Below are 17,139 nucleotides of genomic sequence, written 5' to 3'. Positions count from 1 at the left end.
TGCCATTTGCCGGGTATGTCCTCATTTATGTCTGCATCGTCCCCGTCCACCGACGTCGACTTCAACGACCTGGCGGCGCGCATCCGCACCTGGGGGCGGGAGCTCGGCTTCCAGCAGGTCGGCATCACCGACGTCGACTTGAGCGACGACGAGGCTCACCTCGAGCGCTGGCTGGAGGCAGGTTTCCACGGCGAGATGGGCTTCATGGCCAAGCACGGCACCAAACGTACCCGTCCGGCCGAGCTCGAACCCGGCACCATCAGGGTCATCAGTGTGCGCCTGGATTATCTGCCGCCGGAGGTGGAGACCACCAAGGTGCTGGGACAGCCCAGCCGCGCCTATGTGTCACGCTATGCCACCGGGCGTGACTACCACAAGCTGATGCGCAAGCGGCTACAGCGCCTGGCAAAGACCATCGAGGCGGAAGTCGGGGACTTCGGCTACCGCGCCTTCGTCGACTCGGCCCCGGTGATGGAGCGCGGCCTGGCGCGCAAGGCCGGTATCGGCTGGTTCGGCAAGAACGCCATGCTGCTCAATCCCAGAGCCGGCTCGATGTTCTTTCTCGGTGAGCTTTACACCGACCTGCCGCTGCCGGTGGACGAGCCATTCGAGCAGGAACACTGTGGCAGCTGCAGCGCCTGCCGCACCGCCTGCCCTACCGGCGCCATCGTCGAGGACAAGGTGGTCGACGCCCGCGCCTGCATTTCCTACCTGACCATCGAGCTGTTCGGCGCCATTCCCGAGCGCTATCGCGAGGCCATGGGCAATCGGGTGTTCGGCTGTGACGATTGCCAGTTGGTGTGCCCCTTCACCCGCTTCACACGGGCAAGCAGCGAACCTGACTTCGCGCCGCGCCACGATCTCGACCGGGTGGAGCTGCTGACCCTGTTCGGCTGGAGCGAGGAGGAGTTTCTCGAGCGCACCGCCGGCAGCCCGATTCGTCGTATCGGCTACGAACGCTGGCTGCGCAACCTGGCGGTGGGGCTCGGTAACGCCCCCTGGAGCGCCGCCATCGAACGCGCCCTGCTCACCCGCCTGGCCTATCCCTCCGAGCTGGTGCGCGAGCACGTACGCTGGGCGCTCGCCCGCCAGCGCCAGCGGCGCGCCGAGCTGATCACCTCTGCTTGAGCGTGTCGAGCTGAGCGCCTCGAGCCGAGCGCCTCGAGCCGAGCGCCTCGAGCTGAACGCGCCCCTCGCCTCGAACCTGGCGTCAACTGCTGACTATTCCCCAGCCTTGAGGAACGTCTTGCGATAGTGCGCGAGTTCAGCGATGGATTCCTTGATGTCGTCCATGGCCAGGTGCACGTTGCGCTTGGAAAAGCCCTCCAGCGCCTGGGGATTCCAGCGCTTGGCCAGCTCCTTCAAGGTCGAGACGTCGAGATTGCGGTAGTGGAAAAACGCCCACAGCTCGGGCATCTCGCGCTCCAGAAAGCGCCGGTCCTGGTGGATCGAGTTGCCGCACATCGGCGAGGTGCCTGGGGCCACGTGGGCTGCGAGAAACTCGAGCGTCCTGCGCTCGGCCTCGCGGGTATCGATCTGGCTCTTGCGCACCCGCTCGACCAGCCCGGAATTGCCGTGGGTACGGGTATTCCACTCATCCATGCCGGACAACAGTGCGTCGCTCTGGTGAACCGCGATCACCGGCCCCTCGGCGATGACATTGAGCTCGCCGTCGGTGACCAGGGTGGCCACCTCGATGATGCGTTCACGCTCCGGGTCGAGCCCGGTCATCTCCAGGTCAATCCAGATCAGGGCGTCGTTTCGCGGGCCGGTCTTGGCATCGTCAGGACGCGGGTTGAGGGTATCGTCGGGGCTGGCGCTGGCATCGGACATCGTCGCTTCCTTGATCAGGCGGTGGCCCTTGTCGGGACAGGGGCCGTGCGTGTAGGTACAATGCCGACCATTGTACCGACCATCGGGTGCTCATGAGCAAACGCAAGTTGAGCCGCCAGCAGCGCTGGCGCATCGAGAAGATCCAGGCCGAACGCGCCGAGCGCGCCGCCAGAAAGGCCGGCCAGGACGACGAAAAGCTTGCCGCCGGCGAATACGGCGCCGAGCGCGACGGCCGAGTGATCGCTCACTTCGGACGGACCCTGGACGTCGCCAGCCGTGCCGGCGAGACGCCCACCCGCTGCCATCTGCGCGCCAACCTCGAGGGCCTGGTCACCGGAGACCGCGTCATCTGGCGGGCCGGCGAGGACGGCAGCGGCGTGGTGGTGGCCCGAGGCGAGCGCGACAATGTGCTCGAACGCCCGGATATGCGTGGGCTACTCAAGCCCGTGGCGGCCAACATCGACCAGATCCTGATTGTCTTCGCGGTGGAACCCGAGCCCCACGCCGGCCTGATCGATCGCTACCTGGTGGCAGCCGAGGCCACCGGCATCACCCCGGTGCTGGTGCTCAACAAGACCGACCTGCTGCCCGACGAGGGCGGCGAACTGCGCGGGCTGCTCGATCGCTACCGCGGCATCGGCTACCAGGTGGTGGCCACCTCCACCGAGGTCGACGGCGGACTCGACGCCCTCTACGCCCAGCTCGCCGACCGCACCTCGGTATTCGTCGGCCAGTCCGGGGTCGGCAAGTCCTCACTGATCGACCGCCTGCTGCCGGACGAACAGTTGCGCATCGGCGCGCTGTCGGAGGACTCGCGCAAGGGTCGCCACACCACCACCACCGCCCAGCTCTACCACCTGCCCGCACCGGACGAGAGCCTGGCCTCGGGCGAGCTGATCGACTCCCCCGGCATCCGCGAGTTTGGCCTCACTCACCTGACAGAGCGCGAGGTCACCGAGGGCTTTATCGAATTCGCCCCTTACCTCGGCCTGTGTCGCTTCCGCGACTGCCGCCACCGGCAGGAGCCGGGCTGCGCCATTCGCGACGCCATCGACGAGGGGGCGATTCACCCCGAACGCTTTGCCAGTTATCGTCGTATCGTCGATAGTCTGGATAGCCAATAGGGAAACGCCAGTAGCGTCCCCTCGCGAAGTGCCAGGCGCCAGACACAGCGCCCGCCCCTTTCATCCGTGTGGATCCGCCAGGAGAGAACCATGAGCTCAGAAGACAATCTGTTGCCCTTGATCGCCGAGCCCGAGGAACTCGCCGGCGTGCTGGATCACGAGGACATCCTAGTGATCGACGTGCCGCTGAAGGCGGAAAGCTACGCCGAGGGCCATGTGCCCGGCGCGATCTTTCTCGACCATCGTCGTCTGCTGAAAGGTTCCGGCGACGTCCCCAACGACGTCCCCGATGAAGAGGCCCTGTCACAACTGTTCTCGTCGCTGGGTCTGACCCGGGACACCCACGTGGTCGCCTACGATGATGAGGGCGGCGGCTGGGCCGGGCGCCTGCTGTGGACCCTGGAGCTGATTGGCCACAAGCGCTATTCCTACCTGAATGGCGGCATTCACGCCTGGCGTGACGAGGGTCTGCCCCAGTCCACCGAAGACCATGCGCCGAAGCCCTCGGACTACCAGGCCGAGGTCCTCAATCCCGAGGTCGCGATCGACCGACTCGAGCTTGAAGAGCGCCTGGGCAGCGACAACTTCGCCATCTGGGATGCCCGCTCCGTCGACGAGTTCGATGGCAACAAGGGCCAGAACCGGCACCTCGGCCACCTGCCCGGAGCGGTCAACATGGAGTGGACCGACGCCATGGACCGTGAACGCTCACTTCGCCTGCGCGACTACGCCGAGCTGATCACCGAACTGGGCGCCATGGGTATCACCCCGGATATGGAAGTGGTCACTCACTGCCAGACCCATCATCGCAGCGGCTTCACCTGGCTGGTAGGCAAGGCACTGGGGTTCGAACGCATGCGTGCCTACCCGGGCTCGTGGAAGGAGTGGGGCAATCGCGACGATACCCCCATCGAACACTGACGCCCTTGTTCCTCTGCCCATCTAGGGCTTATCTGAAAAGTGTCTGCGCTCGGTAATGCGGCGTTAAAAATCGGATCAAAATGCTCATTTACACCACGTAAACTGCGCTTTCTCACCGATTTTTGCCTTGTCTAACCTTCGCTCGTCGACTTTTCGGACTGAGCCTAGGGCACTTGATTGCACCAGCGGCGCGGCCGTGAGGCCGCGTGCGCGTCATTGACCATCCGGAGATCGTCCCTTCGTGACCCTCGCCAAGCTGTTTTCCCTGATCCAGTACCCCATCCCCCACCACCTGCTGTCGCGCCTGGTCGGCCTGCTTGCCGACTGCCGTATCGGCTGGCTCAAGAACCTGTTGATCCGCGCCTTCATCAAGCGCTTCAAGGTCGACATGAGCCAGGCGGTGGAACCGGACCCCAGGGTCTACCCGAGTTTCAACGCCTTCTTCACCCGGGCGCTGGCGGCCGGCGCCCGCCCGCTGGAAGACGGCCTGTTGTGTCCCGCCGACGGCACCCTGTCCCAATGGGGCGCCATCGACCATGGCCGGCTGGTCCAGGCCAAGGGCCATCGCTTCAGCATGACCGAACTGCTCGGCGGCGACCCCAGGGCGGCCACCCGCTACCAGAGCGGCAGCTTTGCCACCGTCTACCTGTCGCCCAAGGACTACCACCGGGTGCATATGCCGCTTGCCGGCACCTTGACCGAGATGGTCTACGTGCCCGGGCGCCTGTTCTCGGTCAACGACGCCACCACCCGCCACGTCCCGGGCCTGTTCGCCCGCAACGAGCGGCTGGTGTGTCACTTCGAGACCGAACACGGCCCCATGGTGCTGGTGCTGGTGGGCGCGATGATCGTCGCCGCCATTGAAACGGTGTGGGCCGGCCAGGTGACACCGCAGTCCGGTCGGGTCGAGCGTGTCCGCTTCGATCGCCCGATTCACCTCGCCAAGGGCGCAGAGATGGGCCGCTTCAAGCTCGGCTCCACCGTGGTCATGGCCTTCGCCGAAAAGGTCGACTTCGATGCCTTGAGCGGCAAGGCCGGCAGCCCCGTCGCGGTGAGCATGGGCCAACGCCTGGGCGGCGAGCCGGGAACCAGCGCAACAGCGGCGACGGCAGACGGCGAAGAGGCCGCCAGCGCGGACTGAAGCGCCAAGGCGTGTCGGCAACGCCGGTGGCAAGACAACGCCTTAGGCATGACAACACTATTCAAAAGGGGCGGCGGTGGCCGCCCCTTTCGCGTCTGTCCCAAGCCCCCACAGAGCCTTCCGCTTCATCGACGGAACGACTGAACGAACACAGCAAGACACCGAGGGGAAAGAAAGCAAATTCTGGAGATGTACGCCGGCAGGGCGTACAGTGTGATTTGAAGATCACATGCACTGGAGGTCAACACCTTGGCCAGCCAATCTTCCGACGCCAGTACAGAAGCACGTCAGCGCAACACTGAACGTTTTGGCTTCCGTACAACACCGCGTATCAAGCAAGCCATCGAGCAGGCGGCCGCGCTGAGTGGCCAGGACATGTCCACGTTCGCGTTGTCCGCAGCGTATGAGCGGGCAATGGAGACCATCCGGGCGCATGAAGTGACACGGCTCATGCCTGAAGATCATGAGGTCTTCCTTGAGGCCATCGAGAACCCTCCGGCTCCGACCGAGAAGCTACGTGACGCCTTCACCCACCATCGGCAGACGGTGGCGAAGCGCTGATGTCGGCCACCGTCGTCATCGAAGCGCTCGACAAGTCTCGACACCATCGAGCGGCTTTTTCGTCTGGGGTGGATCAAGTCGACAACTTTCTGCAGCGCACCGCCAGCAGGCTGATGGATGGTGGCACGATTCGCGTCTTCGTGATGACAGACCCTGCTCGGGATCCCTCGAAGATCCTGGGTTTCTATTCGCTCAACGCCCATAGCGTGGACTGTAGCGACCTGCCCAACCGCTACAAGCGCATGGCGAATGCGGATGGCAGTATCTCTGCCGCTTTCATCGGCATGATCGGCGTCGATCAACAGTTCCAGGGGCAGGGAATCGGTAGACGCCTGCTGGTCGATGCATTGAATCGAGCCTTTGCAGCATCACTGAGAATAGGCACGGCCGTTGTGCTGCTCGATATTCTGGACTGCGGAGACTCGCAGGCGGTGGAAAGAAGGCTGCGTCTATACACAGGCTTTGGTTTTCAGTCTCTGCCATCGAATCCGTTACGCATGTTCATGCCGATGGCCACCGTCGCGAAGCTCCAGGGCTGAACCGCCACAGACCTTCTACTTCCCTGTCCCGCGACCCCTTCTAGCTGACGATCAAAAGATCTGGGCACTTGGAATGACTACCCCACGAGGTGCCCAGCCCCCTCAACAGCGCGGTGTGGGAAAGGCGATCACCTCTTCAAGACGCGACTTGCCCAGCGCCAGCTGGATCAGCCGGTCGAGTCCCAGGGCGACCCCGCTGCCCTCGGGCATACCGGCGTCCAGAGCCGCCAGCAGGCGCTCGTCGACGTCGACCTCGGCAAGGCCTGCCTCACGCCTGGCGCGATTGTCGTCGGCGAAGCGTGCGCGCTGCTCGCCCACATCGGTCAGCTCGTCGTAGCCGTTGGCAAGCTCGAGCCCGCTTAGATAGACCTCGAAGCGCGAGGCCACCCAGGCGCCGTCGCGGGGGTCCTGGTGACGCCTGGCCAGCGCCGCCTGGCTGGCCGGGTAGTCCAGCACCACGTCGATGCCGTCGCGGCCTAGCTCGGGCTCGATGACGAGGCTCATCAGCAGGTCGAGACACTCATCGCGCGGCGCCTCGGCCATGTCGAGGCCGCCGCGTTCACCGGCAAGACGTCGAAGTGATGCGATTTCCACCTCAAAAGGATCGATACCCAGCACCTCGCCAAACAGCTCGCGATAGCGACGCTTTCGCGTCGGGCCGGGATTAAACGGCAGCACCTCGCGGATCAGCGCCTGGGTTTCCTCGATCAGCGCGTCGAGACTCCACCCCGGGCGATACCACTCCAGCATGCTGAACTCGATATTGTGGCGGCGTCCCACCTCGCCGTCGCGAAAGCTGCGGGCGATCTGGAAGATCGGCCCACTGCCGGCCGCCAGCAGGCGCTTCATGTGAAATTCCGGCGACGTCTGCAACCACAGGGTCTCGCTGCCCGCCGGAGTGACGGCTTGGCAAGACAGCGACGCCAGGTGCACGTCGGTGCTGCCACCGTGACCGAGACAGGGGGTCTCCACCTCGAGCACGCCGCGCTCGACAAAGAAACCGCGCACCCGCTGCATCAGCACGGCGCGGTGGCGCAGGGTGTCCAGCGAGGCCGTGGGTTGCCAGTCTGTCATCGTTCGTTCCTTACCACTTGCCCAAACGACAAAGGCCACGCGATCGCGTGGCCTTTGTCTGTATCTCGATCTGCCGATCCGGGGATATCGCCCTCGCCTCAGGCGCGGGAGACGTAATCACCGCTACGGGTGTCGATCTTGAGCACTTCGCCCTGGTTGATGAACAGGGGAACGCGCACCACCGCACCGGAAGACAGGGTCGCCGGCTTGGAGCCGCCCTGGGCGGTGTCGCCCTTGAGGCCCGGATCGGTCTCGACCACTTCCAGCTCGATGAAGTTGGGCGGGGAGACCGAGATGGCGTTGTCGTTCCACAGGGTCACGGTGTACACCACCTGCTCCTTGAGCCACTTGTCGCTGTCGCCCAGGGCCTTCTTCTCGACGGCGTACTGCTCGAAGGAACCGTCGGTCTTCATGAAGTACCACATGTCACCGTCGGTGTAGAGGTACTCCATGTCCAGATCCATGACGTCGGCGCCTTCCAGCGACTCGCCGGACTTGAAGGTACGCTCCCACACGCGGCCGGTCATCAGGTTGCGCAGCTTCACGCGGTTGAAGGCCTGGCCCTTGCCGGGCTTGACGAATTCGTTCTCGACGATGGCACAGGGGTCACCGTCGAGCATCACCTTCAGACCGCCCTTGAATTCGTTGGTAGAATAGTTCGCCATGAGATCTCGTTCCTTTCGGTGCCCGGCCCGGCCATCGGCTCAGAGCGGCACTCAACTGACATTTTGCGAGGACAAGCCCCTCGCACGCATCGATGGATGGCCCGCATGATAACCCGAAGCTCGACGCTTTTGCATTGCTCTGCCCCGGATGAGCCGGGACTTCCCGCCCCCGGTGGCTGGCAGCGACAGCTGGCCGGCGCCATTCGTGACCCGCGCGAGCTGTGCCGCCGCCTGGGGCTCGACGCCTCCCTGATCCCCGGCGCCGAGGCCGGCCACTCCCTGTTCGAGGTGCGTGTGCCCGAGGCCTTTGCCGCGCGCATGCGCCACGCAGACCCGGACGACCCCTTGCTGCGCCAGGTGCTGCCCCTGGATGCCGAGCAGACAAGCCCTGAGGGCTACGTCACCGATCCGCTCCAGGAGGCCCAGCACACCGCCCGTCGCGGCCTGATCCACAAGTACGCCGGACGGGTACTGCTGATCACCAGCCCCGCCTGCGCGATCAATTGCCGCTACTGCTTCCGTCGCCACTTCCCCTACCAGGAAAACGCGCCCTCACGCAGCCAGTGGGACGACACCCTGGACTACCTGCGCGAGGACGACACCCTGCGCGAGGCGATCCTGTCCGGTGGCGATCCGCTGGCCGCCAGCGATCGCCAGCTGGCCTGGCTGGTCGAGCGGCTCGACGCCATCCCCCATCTCAAGCGACTACGCCTGCATACCCGGCTGCCGGTGGTGATCCCCGATCGCGTCGACGGCCCCCTGCTCGAGTGGCTCACCGGCACCCGCCTGCAGAAGGTCATGGTGCTGCATATCAACCACGCCAACGAGATCGACGAGGCCGTCGCCGGCGCCTGCGCGCGGCTCAAGCAGGCCGGCGTGACCCTGCTCAACCAGAGCGTGATCCTCAAGGGAGTAAACGACTCGGTAGATGCACTGGAAGCGCTCTCGGAGCGGCTGTTCGAGGCCGGCGTACTGCCCTACTACCTGCACGCCTTCGACCCGGTGTCCGGGGCAGCCCACTTCGACGTGGCCGACGCCCGCGCCAACGCCCTGGTCGACGAGTTGCGCACCCGCCTGCCCGGCTTCCTGATGCCGACCCTGGTCCGCGAGGTCCCCGGCGAAGCCAGCAAGACGCCGTTGTAGCTGTGACGCAATCGTCAAAGTACGCTGGTTATCAGGCCCGTCGTGGGGCGAGGGAAGCTGCAACAGCCTCTCGTCCTCTTTTGTGATATCGACCGATGCCACAAGGAAAGGTGAAGCATGAAGTCTGCCATCAAGGTTTTCCGACCGAAGCAGGCCGACCACAAAAGTGACCTCTGGCACGTCATTGGGCTTCCCCGGCGAGGCCCGCAACTGCACGAAGCGTTGAGAAATGGTGTCGCCTACGAGGTGTACTCCATGCTCGCCTCCTTCACGGGGTTAGGAAAGCAGGACCTGGCACGCTTTGTCGCCATCTCCCCCACCACACTGAGGCGTCGAGCGACGACTGGCCGCTTCACCGTGGACGAGGGCGACCGGCTTTATCGTGTTGCCGACGTCTACCACAGCGCCATTGATCTGTTCGAGGGTGACACGCAGCAGACTAACCAGTGGCTGCTTACCCCTGCCCCTGGTCTTGGAAACACGCCGCCGGTGGATATGGTGGTGACATCGGCTGGTACAGCTGCCGTGCTAAACCTGATTGGACGGCTCGAGCACGGCGTCTGCGTGTGAGTATCGCTCATGACAGACACTCGCCTTGCGAAAGTAGTTAATCCACAACGTCGGTGACGAATCTCGCGGTGCCAAGCGTCGTCGTGCCGAGGGAAACCAACTACCTGATCAACCCGGCGCATGTCAGCTTCAAGGCGATGGTCGATAAAGCCCGAGAGATGCCCTTCGCTCCCGATAAACGTCTTTAGTAACGACTGCTGGTGACCCACTCCGCAGAACGCCCCTCCCTGGACCACACCAAGCATGCTGCAAAAAAACCGCCCCCGGGGTTTCCCCCGGGGGCGGTGCGTTTACGCCATTTGCCGGCGGCGCGAATCAGGCCACGCTGTCGGCGGTGACGTTGGGCGCCACCTCTTCGGTGGACAGGCAGCGGTTGATCGCGCTCATCACACCCTTGATCGAGGCGCTGGTGATGCTCTCGTCGGTACCGACGCCGAACACCGCCTCGCCCTTGACCCGGACCTCGACGTAGGCGATCGCCTCGGCGTCGGCGCCCTGACCGCGGGAGTGCTCGTGGTAGTCGATGATCTCGATGTCGTGGCCTTCGCTGCGCAGCGCCTTGACGAAGGCCGCCAGCGGGCCGTTGCCTTCGCCGCTGATGGTGTGGCGCTCACCGTCCTTGGCGATGCAGGCTTCCAGCGTCACCGTCGGGCTGTCCGGCTCGGACGACAGACGGTGGCTGACCAGGCTGTAGGGCTCGGTCTTGGCCAGGTACTCGTCGACGAAGGTCTGGTAGATCATCGCCGAGGTGATCTCCTTGCCGACCCGATCGGCCACCTCCTGCACCACCAGGCTGAACTCCATGGACAGCCGGCGCGGCAGTTCGATGCCGTGCTCCTGCTCCAGCAGGTAGCTGACGCCGCCCTTGCCGGACTGGCTGTTGACGCGGATCACCGCCTCGTAGCTGCGGCCCACGTCGAGCGGGTCGATGGGCAGGTAAGGCACCGCCCAGACGCTGTCCGGGTCTTCCTTGCGCAGCGCCATGCCCTTCTTGATGGCGTCCTGGTGAGAGCCGGAAAAGGCGGTGAACACCAGATCGCCCACGTAGGGATGACGCGGGTGGACCGGCAGCTGGTTGCAGTGCTCGACCTCACGCATGATCGGGGTGATGTTGGAAAAGTCGAGGCCCGGATGGACGCCCTGGGTGTAGAGGTTCATCGCCAGGGTGACGATGTCGACGTTGCCGGTGCGCTCGCCGTTGCCGAACAGGGTGCCCTCGACCCGGTCGGCGCCGGCCATCACCGTCAGTTCGGCGGCGGCCACACCGGTACCACGGTCATTGTGGGGGTGAACGCTGACGATCAGGTGATCGCGGTGCTCGACGTTGCGGCAGAACCACTCGATCTGGTCGGCGTAGTTGTTGGGGGTGGCGCACTCCACCGTGGCCGGCAGGTTGACGATCATCTTGTTGTCGGCGCTGGCACCGAAGGTCTCGCGCACGGCATTGACGATCTCCACCGCAAAGTCCATCTCGGTGGTGGTGAACAGCTCCGGAGAATACTGGAAGGTCCAGTTGGTCTCGGGGGCCGCCTTCATCAGGTCACGGATCTGGGTGGTGGCATCGACCGCGATCTGGATGCACTGGGACTTGTCGACATTGAATACCACGCGACGGAATACCGGATCGGTGGCGTTGTAGACGTGAACGATGGCGTTCTTGGCACCCTTCAGCGATTCAAAGGTGCGCTCGATCAGGTGCGGACGGGCCTGGGTCAGTACCTGGATGGTGACGTCGTCCGGGACCTTGTCTTCCTCGATCAGGCTGCGCACGAAGTCGAAGTCGGTCTGGGAGGCGGAGGGGAAGCCCACCTCGATCTGCTTGAAGCCAATCTTGACCAGCAGATCGAAGAAGCGCTGCTTGCGCTCCTGGTCCATCGGATCGATCAGCGCCTGGTTACCGTCGCGCAGATCGACGCTGCACCACTGGGGCGGGGTCTCGATGCGCTGGCTGGGCCACTGCCGATCAGGCAGGTCCACGGCCACGAAGGGGCGGTACTTGGTCGAAGGGTCCTTGAGCATCATGGCGTTTTCTCCGGAATAGGGTGTGTCGAGCGAAGAGTTATTGGAAGGCCTGTTGGGCGACCCGGCCAGCGCCTTGTGAGCAAAGGCCAGGTGAAAACGGCGACGCCCCGCTCGCCAGAGGCGAGCGGGGCGTCATAAGTCGTTCCAGGACCGAGACGATAGCGACCACGACAATTCGCGCACCAGCCATCCGTACATCGTCGCAACGACGAGAGCGGACACCACAGGTGGCGTGACGGGACGGGTTCATGGTGGGGCACTGGGTACTGACGGACATCTTGCAACCTCGACTCAACCTGACTGGTGGCGATCCTGCCGGCGACGCAAGCACAAAGGGCGTCGCCACGCGCATTCAAACGCGTAGTAGTAGTCGTAGGTCGAGGTGGCGAGATGTCATGTTCATGCGCTCTAGAAAATCAGTCTTCAGCGACGTTGTCAACTGCGGCGCGCCAGCGCGGGCGCCACGAGCGCTCGCTGTCATGTGAATGTCCTCGAGCCGGACTAGGGTAATAGAGCGATTCCGGCGCCCCGGAACCACCGTAATCTCTGACAACACCACCAGACTCGTGCTGATGGTTCAGCATGGCTGACACAAAGGAGACGCTCCATGGATGCCCATCACCACCGCCGCCCCGCTCCCCTCGCCGCGTTACTGTCATGCGCGATCACTGCCATCGCGCTCTGCGGTGCCAGTGTCGCGCCCGCCATGGCCGAGGACAACGCCTCCAACGCCAGCGCTTCTTCCTCCCTGCCGGTCAGTCTGGGCCCCCGCCCCTACTTCCTGATCGACGACATGGACGAGGACAATGCCCAGTCCGCGGAGCTCAAGGCGACCCTTGAGCAGTGCGCGGCCAACCTTGAGCAGCCCACCCGGAGCGACTTTTCCATCGGCCACCGCGGCGCCCCCCTGATGTTCCCCGAGCACACCCGGGAATCCTACCTGGCCGCCGCGCGCATGGGCGCTGGCGTGCTCGAGTGCGACGTGGCCTTTACCGAAGACAAGGAACTGGTCTGCCGCCACTCCCAGTGCGACCTGCACGGCACCACCAATATCCTCGAGACCGAGCTTGCCGAGCAGTGCAGCGTGCCACCGACCTTCGATGCCGATGGCAAGTTGACCAACGCCGCCGACGTCCAGTGCTGCACCAGCGACATCACCCTGGCCGAGTTCAAGACCCTGGAAGGCCGCATGGACGGCGTCGACACCAGCGCCGACACCCTGGAGGCCTACCTGGCCGGCAACCCGCGCTGGCGCACCGAGCTCTATGCCGATCGCGGTACCCTGATGAGTCACGCCGAAAGCATCGCGCTGTTTCAGGACCTGGGCGTCAAGATGACCCCGGAGCTGAAGACACCGAGCGTCGAGATGCCCTTCGACGGCATGAGCCAGCAGGACTATGCCCAGAAGCTGATCGACGAGTACGTCGAGGCCGGCGTGCCCCCGGAAGACGTCTTTCCCCAGTCGTTTCTGCTCGATGACGTGCGCTACTGGGTCGACAACACCGAGTTCGCCGACCAGGCGGTGTACCTGGACGATCGCTATGACGTGGAAGGCTTCGACGTGACCGACCCCGCAAGCTGGGAGCCGTCGATGCAGGAGCTGGCCGATATGGGGGTGAAGATTCTGGCCCCGCCGATGTGGATGCTGCTGGCCGAGGGGGACAGCGAAGACCGGCCCATCGTGCCATCGGTCTACGCCGAGAAGGCCATGGAGGCAGGACTAGAGCTGATCGCCTGGTCCTTCGAGCGCTCGGCGCCGCTGACCCGTGACGGTGCCTGGTACCACCAGACCATCGACAATGTCGTCGACAACGATGGCGACAAGATGGTGGCACTTGACGTGATGGCCCGCGATATCGGGGTCAAGGCGGTGTTCTCTGACTGGCCGGCGGCGGTCACCTTCTACGCCAACTGCATGGCCGACGAGCTGGCAAAATAAGCGGCAATGACCACCAGCGAACCTAGTCGGAACGCATAAAAACGGCCGGGTGGATAACCACCCGGCCAGAACGCCTTCCGTGGCGTTGGCGCCCCTAACGCCATTCCGAGGGCTCCATCCTAACGATCGTCAACCTGGAGAGCGCTCCCCCATCGGCGGTAGCCAGCCACCTCCAGACGAGGGCAGGCAACCAGGCATGTCCCGCTCCTCCTTCAAGGAGTCGTCGTCTCCTGGGCGAAGCTTATGCCGGTGGCCCTGATACTCACCCGAGTGCCGGCGTGGCCTGCGACGATAGCCTCGATATCGGCCAGCGCCCCGATAACTGCAGTCTTGCCGCTTGAACGAGCAAACTCACAGGCCGCCTGCACCTTGGGCCCCATGGATCCTGCGGCAAAACCCTGGGCTTCCAGGCTATCGGGATCGGCCATCGCCACCCGACGGCTATGCGGGGTCCCCCAGTCCAGATAGACCCCGTCCACATCGGTGGCGATGATCAGAAGATCGCTGGCGAGTTGCTGTGACAACAGCGATGAGCACAGGTCCTTGTCGATGACCGCCTCGATGCCCTCGAGCTTGCCATCCTCCCCGTAGACCGTGGGGATGCCGCCACCGCCGGCACAGATCACCACGGTGCCCTTCTCCAGAAGCCAGCGCAGCGGGCGAATCTCGAAGATCCGTTTGGGTCTAGGGCTCGGCACAACGCGGCGGTAGTGATCGCCGTCTCGCGCCATGGTCCAGCCCTTGAGCTCCGCCAGCCGGCAAGCCTCGTCGCGCGGGTAGATGGGACCGATGGGCTTGCTCGGCTGCTGGAAGGCCGGGTCATCGGCGTCCACCTCGACCTGGGTCAACAGCGACGCAAAGGGCACCTCCGGCGGCAACAGGTTGCCGAGTTCCTGCTCGATCATGTAACCGATCATGCCTTCGGTCTCGGCACCCAACACATCCAGAGGAAAGGCGTTGTCCTCGTCGTAGGCTGCTCCTTGCAGGGCAAGCAGGCCGACCTGGGGCCCGTTGCCATGGGCAATCACCAGCTCGTTGCCTGATGCGATGCGCGCGATCTGCTCGCAGGCGATGCGAATGTTGGCGCGCTGGGCCTCGCCGTTCATGACCTCGCCACGCCGCAACAGGGCGTTGCCACCAAGGGCAATCGTGATACGCATAACAGTGTCCTTCCCGTTCGGGGTTGCTGGCGGCCCAGGGGCCGCCAGGCTATCTTGCCGATCCGTTGGTGCGTGGCTTACACATCGCCAAGGGTCGAGACCATCACCGCCTTGATCGTATGCATGCGGTTCTCTGCCTGTTCGAAGGCGATGCAGGCCGGCGACTCGAACACCTCCTCGGTGACCTCGATGCCGTCCTTCAGCATCGGGTACTGCTCGGCGACCTGGCGCCCCACCTTGGTGTCACAGTTGTGGAAGGCCGGCAGGCAGTGCATGAACTTGACCCTGGGGTTGCCGGCGGCCTCCATCAGCGCCTTGTTGACCTGGTAGGGCAGCAACTGGTCGATGCGCTCGGCCCAGGCCTCCACCGGCTCGCCCATGGACACCCAGACGTCGGTGTGGATGAAGTCGACGCCCCTGACCGCCTCGCGGGGGTCCTCGGTCAGGCAGATGCGCGCGCCGCTGTCCTCGGCGAAGCGCCGGCAGTTGGCCAGATGCTCCTCGTCCGGCCACAGCGAACGTGGCGCGGCGATCCGCACGTCCATGCCCAGCTTGGCGCCGATCAGCAGAAGCGAGTTGCCCATATTGTTGCGGGCATCGCCCAGGTAGGCGAAGGAGATCTGGTGCAACGGCTTCTCGGCGTGCTCGCGCATGGTCAGGACGTCGGCGATCATCTGGGTCGGGTGGTACTCGTCGGTCAGGCCGTTGTAGACCGGCACCCCGGAGAACGCCGCCAGCTCCTCGACCACCTCCTGGCTGAAGCCGCGGTACTCGATGGCGTCGTACATGCGCCCCAGTACCCGGGCGGTATCGCGCATGGACTCCTTGTGCCCGATCTGGGACGAGGTGGGATCGATGTAGGTGACGTTGGCGCCCTGGTCATAGGCGGCCACCTCGAAGGCGCAGCGGGTCCGGGTGGAGGTCTTCTCGAAGATCAGGGCGATGTTCTTGCCCTTGAGTCGCTGGGCCTCGCAGCCGCTGTACTTGGCCCGCTTGAGGTCCCGCGACAGGTCCAGCAGGTAGCGCAGCTCGCGCTCGGAGTGATGCATCAACGACAGCAGGTGACGGTTGTGGATATTGAAGGACATGAGGGTCTCCTTGACGGCCACCTGGGCAGCCGCCTTCACAGTAAGAAAAAGCGAAGTAACGCGTAACGACGTCGTCAGAAGTCGACGGGATCTCGCTGAATCGGACAGGTCATGCAGTGACCGCCGCCCCGTCCACGGCCCAGTTCACTGGCGCTGATGGTGATCACCTCGACCCCGGCCTTGCGCAGCAGGGTGTTGGTGTAGGTGTTGCGGTCATAGCCAACCACCACGCCTGGCTCCAGGGCTACCACATTGTTGCCGTCGTCCCACTGTTCGCGCTCGGCCTCGAAGCTGTCTCCACCGGTCTCCACCACTCGCAGTTTCGGAAGTCCCAGCGCCTCGGCCACCACCTCGATGAAGCTCCCCTTCTCGCGGCGCACGTCGATGCCACTGGGCTTGCTCTCGTCGGGGCGCAGACTGAAGGGAACGATGTCCTTGACCACGTCAGGGAAGACCGTCACCAGGTCGCGATCGCAGAAGCTGAAGACGGTGTCCAGGTGCATGGCGGCACGCGACCGGGGCAGTCCCGCCACGATCACCCGTTCGGCCTCGCCGGCCCGGAACAGGGCGCTCGCTACCTGACCGATGGCCTGGTGCGAGGTGCGCTCGCCCATGCCGATCAATACCACGCCGTTGCCCACCGGCATCACGTCGCCGCCCTCCAGGGTGGCCGAACCGTGGTCCTGGTCGGGATTGCCGTACCACACCTTGAAGTCGGCGCCGGCGAAGCGCGGGTTGAAGCGATAGATCGCCGAGGTCAGCAGCGTTTCCTGGCGGCGGGCCGGCCAGAACATCGGATTGAGCGTCACCCCGCCGTAGATCCAGCAGGTGGTATCCCGGGTGAACAGGGTGTTGGGAAGCGGCGGCAGCACGAAACTGGACTGTCCCAGATAGTCACGGAAGGTCTTGAGGGTCTCGCCTCCGTGGCTCTCGGTAATGTCGGCCCAGGACACCCCGCCGATCAGGAACTCGGCCAGACGCCGTGGCTCCAGTTCACTGAGCCAGGCGCGGACCTCATCGGCAAGGCCAAAGCCGACCAGGTTGGAGGTCACCTTGCGCTCGAGAATCCAGCGCATGGCGTCGCGATTTTCGAGGGTTTCGGTGAGCAGGTTGTGCATCTCGAGCACTTCGATGTCACGCTCGCGCATCTTGGTCACGAAGTCGAAGTGGTCACGCTTGGCCTGGTTGGTCCACAGCACATCATCGAACAGAAGGTCATCACAGTTACTGGGGGTCAGTCGCTGATGAGCAAGCCCTGGCGAGCACACCATGACCTTGCGAAGCTTGCCTACCTCGGAATAGACACCCAATCGTGAAGATCCACTTTTCATTCTGTTTCTCCTTCCCTTTTGCGGGACT

16 protein-coding genes are annotated in these 17,139 nt (G+C 64.3%); 9 read left to right on the top strand and 7 right to left on the bottom strand.

Annotated elements, in window-relative coordinates; all coding sequences use genetic code 11:
• Positions 1-27: 27 nt before the first annotated feature.
• Complete coding sequence (gene queG / locus NH448_RS09035) at positions 28-1,128, top strand: tRNA epoxyqueuosine(34) reductase QueG (RefSeq protein ID WP_045993091.1); 1,101 nt, start codon at positions 28-30, stop codon at positions 1,126-1,128.
• Between the two features lie 93 nt (positions 1,129-1,221).
• Here the strand turns inward: queG and orn are convergent, their stop codons facing one another.
• Positions 1,222-1,833: an oligoribonuclease gene (gene orn / locus NH448_RS09030; protein WP_083970435.1), complete on the bottom strand. Its 612-nt coding sequence runs from the start codon at positions 1,831-1,833 to the stop codon at positions 1,222-1,224.
• A gap of 92 nt (positions 1,834-1,925) precedes the next feature.
• Here orn and rsgA point away from each other — a divergent pair, with 92 nt between their 5' ends.
• The 5 genes from rsgA to NH448_RS09005 all read left to right on the top strand — a co-directional run bounded on the left by rsgA (position 1,926) and on the right by NH448_RS09005 (position 6,119).
• A complete protein-coding gene (gene rsgA, locus NH448_RS09025; RefSeq protein WP_045993090.1) occupies positions 1,926-2,957 on the top strand; it encodes a small ribosomal subunit biogenesis GTPase RsgA in 1,032 nt (343 codons plus the stop codon).
• Between the two features lie 90 nt (positions 2,958-3,047).
• Entirely contained in the window at positions 3,048-3,878 is an 831-nt protein-coding gene (locus tag NH448_RS09020; RefSeq protein ID WP_045993089.1) for a rhodanese-like domain-containing protein, read from the top strand.
• Positions 3,879-4,119: 241 nt separating this feature from the next.
• Positions 4,120-5,019: an archaetidylserine decarboxylase gene (gene asd / locus NH448_RS09015; RefSeq protein ID WP_124802602.1), complete on the top strand. Its 900-nt coding sequence runs from the start codon at positions 4,120-4,122 to the stop codon at positions 5,017-5,019.
• A gap of 249 nt (positions 5,020-5,268) precedes the next feature.
• A complete protein-coding gene (locus tag NH448_RS09010) occupies positions 5,269-5,580 on the top strand; it encodes a DUF1778 domain-containing protein (protein WP_045994503.1) in 312 nt (103 codons plus the stop codon).
• Entirely contained in the window at positions 5,580-6,119 is a 540-nt protein-coding gene (locus NH448_RS09005) for a GNAT family N-acetyltransferase (RefSeq protein WP_045994504.1), read from the top strand. The genes NH448_RS09010 and NH448_RS09005 overlap by 1 nt, the downstream gene beginning before the upstream one ends.
• A 102-nt stretch (positions 6,120-6,221) precedes the next feature.
• On the opposite strand, the gene epmA is transcribed toward NH448_RS09005, so the two are convergent.
• The gene (gene epmA, locus NH448_RS09000) at positions 6,222-7,193 is read right to left on the bottom strand and encodes an EF-P lysine aminoacylase EpmA (protein ID WP_045994505.1); all 972 of its coding nucleotides are present in this window, start codon (positions 7,191-7,193) and stop codon (positions 6,222-6,224) included.
• Positions 7,194-7,291: 98 nt separating this feature from the next.
• Positions 7,292-7,858 (bottom strand): elongation factor P, encoded by a 567-nt coding sequence (gene efp, locus NH448_RS08995; protein WP_045994506.1) that lies wholly within the window; start codon positions 7,856-7,858, stop codon positions 7,292-7,294.
• A 105-nt stretch (positions 7,859-7,963) separates the two neighbouring features.
• Between efp and epmB the strand changes: the two genes are divergently transcribed.
• Together epmB and NH448_RS08985 are read left to right on the top strand one after the other, a co-directional pair.
• Complete coding sequence (gene epmB, locus NH448_RS08990) at positions 7,964-9,001, top strand: EF-P beta-lysylation protein EpmB (protein WP_071211150.1); 1,038 nt, start codon at positions 7,964-7,966, stop codon at positions 8,999-9,001.
• A 117-nt stretch (positions 9,002-9,118) separates the two neighbouring features.
• Complete coding sequence (locus NH448_RS08985; RefSeq protein ID WP_045994507.1) at positions 9,119-9,571, top strand: antitoxin Xre-like helix-turn-helix domain-containing protein; 453 nt, start codon at positions 9,119-9,121, stop codon at positions 9,569-9,571.
• A 315-nt stretch (positions 9,572-9,886) separates the two neighbouring features.
• On the opposite strand, the gene leuA is transcribed toward NH448_RS08985, so the two are convergent.
• The gene (leuA, locus tag NH448_RS08980) at positions 9,887-11,593 is read right to left on the bottom strand and encodes a 2-isopropylmalate synthase (RefSeq protein ID WP_045994508.1); all 1,707 of its coding nucleotides are present in this window, start codon (positions 11,591-11,593) and stop codon (positions 9,887-9,889) included.
• A 607-nt stretch (positions 11,594-12,200) separates the two neighbouring features.
• On the opposite strand from leuA, the gene NH448_RS08975 reads away from it, so the two are divergent.
• Positions 12,201-13,532, top strand: a complete 1,332-nt coding sequence (locus NH448_RS08975; protein ID WP_045994509.1) for a glycerophosphodiester phosphodiesterase family protein — start codon at positions 12,201-12,203, stop codon at positions 13,530-13,532.
• A 212-nt stretch (positions 13,533-13,744) separates the two neighbouring features.
• On the opposite strand, the gene arcC is transcribed toward NH448_RS08975, so the two are convergent.
• The 3 genes from arcC to arcA all read right to left on the bottom strand — a co-directional run bounded on the left by arcC (position 13,745) and on the right by arcA (position 17,111).
• Positions 13,745-14,692: a carbamate kinase gene (gene arcC / locus NH448_RS08970; RefSeq protein ID WP_045994510.1), complete on the bottom strand. Its 948-nt coding sequence runs from the start codon at positions 14,690-14,692 to the stop codon at positions 13,745-13,747.
• A gap of 77 nt (positions 14,693-14,769) precedes the next feature.
• A complete protein-coding gene (locus tag NH448_RS08965; protein ID WP_045994511.1) occupies positions 14,770-15,780 on the bottom strand; it encodes an ornithine carbamoyltransferase in 1,011 nt (336 codons plus the stop codon).
• A 74-nt stretch (positions 15,781-15,854) separates the two neighbouring features.
• Positions 15,855-17,111 carry an arginine deiminase gene (arcA, locus tag NH448_RS08960; protein WP_045994512.1) on the bottom strand — a complete coding sequence of 419 codons (1,257 nt, stop codon included), beginning with the start codon at positions 17,109-17,111 and terminating at the stop codon, positions 15,855-15,857.
• Positions 17,112-17,139: the final 28 nt, after the last annotated feature.

This window comes from Halomonas sp. OfavH-34-E, from assembly GCF_024124525.1.
Lineage (GTDB): Bacteria > Pseudomonadota > Gammaproteobacteria > Pseudomonadales > Halomonadaceae > Halomonas > Halomonas litopenaei.
The sequence above is the reverse complement of the archived record's forward strand: the minus strand, read 5'-3'. Positions and strand labels throughout refer to the sequence as shown.